1 protein-coding gene is annotated in these 349 nt (G+C 68.8%); it reads left to right on the top strand.

Annotation, left to right across the window (positions count from 1 at the left end; genetic code table 11):
- The coding region (locus tag AC0LWF_RS27900; protein WP_474654707.1) for a VCBS domain-containing protein at positions 1–349 on the top strand (349 nt) is incomplete at both ends.

Raw genomic sequence — 349 nt, 5'->3', positions numbered from 1 at the left:
CACCCAGGACATCACCATCACCATCACCGGCACCAACGAGAACCCGGCGATCACCAGTGGGACCCAGGCCGGCGCGCTCACCGAGGACGTCGCCGTCGACGGGTCGAACAACCTCAACGCCAGCGGGGCGGTCACCTTCTCCGACGTCGACCTGTCCGACACCCACACCGCCAGCGTCGCCCTCAAGAGCTTCAGCTCGACCTCGGCCGCCTACACCGCCGCCGTCGGCACGCTCTCCCTCGGCACGCTCACCGACACGAGCCACACCACCGGCCTCGGCGGTGCGCAGGCCTGGTCCTTCGCCGTCAACGACGACGTGGTCGATCACCTCGCCAAGGGCGAAACACTC

Source organism: Paenibacillus sp. sgz302114 (genome assembly GCF_056120345.1).
The sequence above is the reverse complement of the archived record's forward strand: the minus strand, read 5'-3'. Positions and strand labels throughout refer to the sequence as shown.